Source organism: Cyanobium gracile UHCC 0281 (assembly GCF_034931305.1).
In the GTDB taxonomy this organism is placed as follows: Bacteria; Cyanobacteriota; Cyanobacteriia; order PCC-6307; family Cyanobiaceae; genus Cyanobium; species Cyanobium gracile_A.
In genome coordinates, this window is the sequence record NZ_JAYGHY010000116.1 from 1 (window position 1) to 2,212 (window position 2,212).

Below are 2,212 nucleotides of genomic sequence, written 5' to 3' on the forward strand. Positions count from 1 at the left end.
CAGCCGTGGTGCCGCTGCCGCCGACGCCGCGCCTGCGGCGGCGTCCCGCCAGGCACGCACCGTGGATGACTTCGATTTCGATGAGGAGGCCTTCCTCGCCGCCCTCGATGAGAACGCTCCGGTGGGCACCACCGGAGAGGTGGTCAAGGGGGTGGTGATCGGCATGGAAAGCGACGGTGTCTATGTGGACATCGGCGGCAAGGCCCCCGGCTTCATGCCCAAGAGCGAGTGCGGCCTCGGGGTGATCACCAATCTCAAGGAGCGCTTCCCCAAGGGCTTGCCGATCGAGGTGCTCGTCACCCGTGAGCAGAACGCCGATGGCATGGTGACGATCAGCGCCCGTGCCCTCGCCCTGCGCCACAGCTGGGAGAAGGTGCGCCAGCTGGAGAAGGAGGGCAAGGTGGTGCAGGTCAAGGTGAGCGGCTTCAACCGCGGTGGCGTCACCTGCGAACTGGAGGGGCTGCGCGGCTTCATCCCCCGCTCCCAGCTCAACGCAGGCGAGAACCACGAGGCCCTCGTCGGCCAGACCCTGGGGGTCGCCTTCCTGGAGGTCAATGCCGAGACCCGCAAGTTGGTGCTCTCCGAGAAGCGGGCCGCCACCGCCGCCCGTTTTGCCACCCTGGAGGTGGGCCAGCTGGTGGAAGGCCATGTGGCGTCGGTCAAGCCCTACGGCTACTTCGTCGATCTGGGCGGCGTCAGCGGGCTGCTGCACCACTCCTGCGTCACCGGCGGCGTTCTGCGCGACCTGCGCGAGGCCTTTCAGCAGGGTGAGCCCATCAAGGCCCTGATCACCGCCATCGACCCCGCCCGGGGCCGCATCGCCCTCAACACGGCCCTGCTGGAAGGGCCTGCCGGCGAGCTGCTGATCGCCAAGGACACGGTGATGGCCGAGGCCGAGGACCGGGCCCATCGGGCCCGTTCGCTGCTGCGCCAGCAGGAACAGGACGCAGGATGAGCGGAGCGTTGCAGGCGCCTGGCCCTGACTGGGAACTCGACTACTACTCCAGGCCGATCCTGGAGGCCGATGGCAAGAAGCGCTGGGAACTGCTGATCTGCACCACGACTGGGCTGCAGCCGGCGCCGGAACCCTTCCGCTGGTCGATGGCCTGTCCGGCCGCCAGCGTCAATTCCCAGTGGTTGCGCGGCGCGATCGAAACGGCCATCAAGGACGCCGCCGCCCAGGGCTACGGCCCACCCCGGCGGCTGCGCTGCTGGCGCGGCTCGATGCGCGCCATGGTGCAGCGGGCCGCTGAAGGGCTTGGTCTGGAGCTGGTGCCGAGCCGGCGCTGTTATGGCCTGGTGGAGTGGCTGCGGGAGCGACAGGCGACCGTCTATCCCCAGGAGCCGGGCTACATGGCCGGTCCCCTGGCCCCGCCGCCGCAGCCGATCGCACCGGTGGCGCTGCCCCTGCCGGAGGCGGCCCGGGGCGACAACTGGAGCTGGGCCACCCTCAGTGCCGCCACCCTGGCCGAAGCCGGCGGCTGGGAGATCGCCTTCCCCGGCCTGGTGGCCCTGCCCGAGGGCCTGGATCCCTCCACTCCCGTGCCGGGGATCCGGCTGTTCAGCCGCCGGCGGGCCCTGGCCATCGCCGGCTGGCTGTCCGGCCTGGAGCCGGCGCGGCTGGAGGTCTGCGCCGGTCAGCTGGTGCTGGAGGCCGGGCTGGAGGACCGCTGGATCCTGGCCCGCTTGCCGGAGGAGGAAGCGCGGCTGGCCAGTGCGGCGCTGGCGGAGGCCCGGGAGCGGGCCGGCGGTCTGCAGTTCATCGCCATCCAGGCGAGTGAGGAGGTGCCGAGTCTCGAGGGTTTCTGGCTGCTGCGGGACCTGCCGGATGGCTGAGGCTCTCGAGCCCCCCTTCGAGAGGCCCGATGCGGGCTTCAACAACCTGCCCGGCTGGACCTGGGTGGGCACCTACGGAGGCCTTTACCTGCAGTGCGACCTGCTGGCTGGCTTCGAGCACGGCTTCTTCACCCGCCAGTGGCAGGGCCGTGAGCCGGAGGAGCTGGCCGGGGAGATCAGTGCCGGCGTGAGCGTGCACCGCACCCGCCAGGTGCATGGCGGCACGGTGCTCGCCGCCGGTGAGGCCGTGGGGGCCCCGTGGCCGGAGGCCGATGGACTGTGCAGCGATGGCGGGGGCCAGAGCCTCTGGGTGTGCGGCGCCGACTGCACCCCGGTGCTGATCGTCGACCCCGCCGGCGGCCGGGTGGCGGCCTGC

At 71.3% G+C, this 2,212-nt stretch carries 3 protein-coding genes; all 3 read left to right on the forward strand.

Features of this window, described 5'->3' with window-relative positions; genetic code table 11:
- A partial coding sequence (locus VB739_RS16520; protein ID WP_323358104.1) for a S1 RNA-binding domain-containing protein occupies window positions 1-955 on the forward strand: 955 nt, incomplete at its 5' end.
- The gene (locus VB739_RS16525) at window positions 952-1,836 is read left to right on the forward strand and encodes a Tab2/Atab2 family RNA-binding protein (protein WP_323358105.1); all 885 of its coding nucleotides are present in this window, start codon (window positions 952-954) and stop codon (window positions 1,834-1,836) included. The genes VB739_RS16520 and VB739_RS16525, both read left to right, overlap by 4 nt.
- Window positions 1,829-2,212, forward strand: a 384-nt coding sequence (locus tag VB739_RS16530; protein ID WP_323358106.1) for a laccase domain-containing protein, incomplete at its 3' end; no start/stop codon positions are given. The genes VB739_RS16525 and VB739_RS16530, both read left to right, overlap by 8 nt.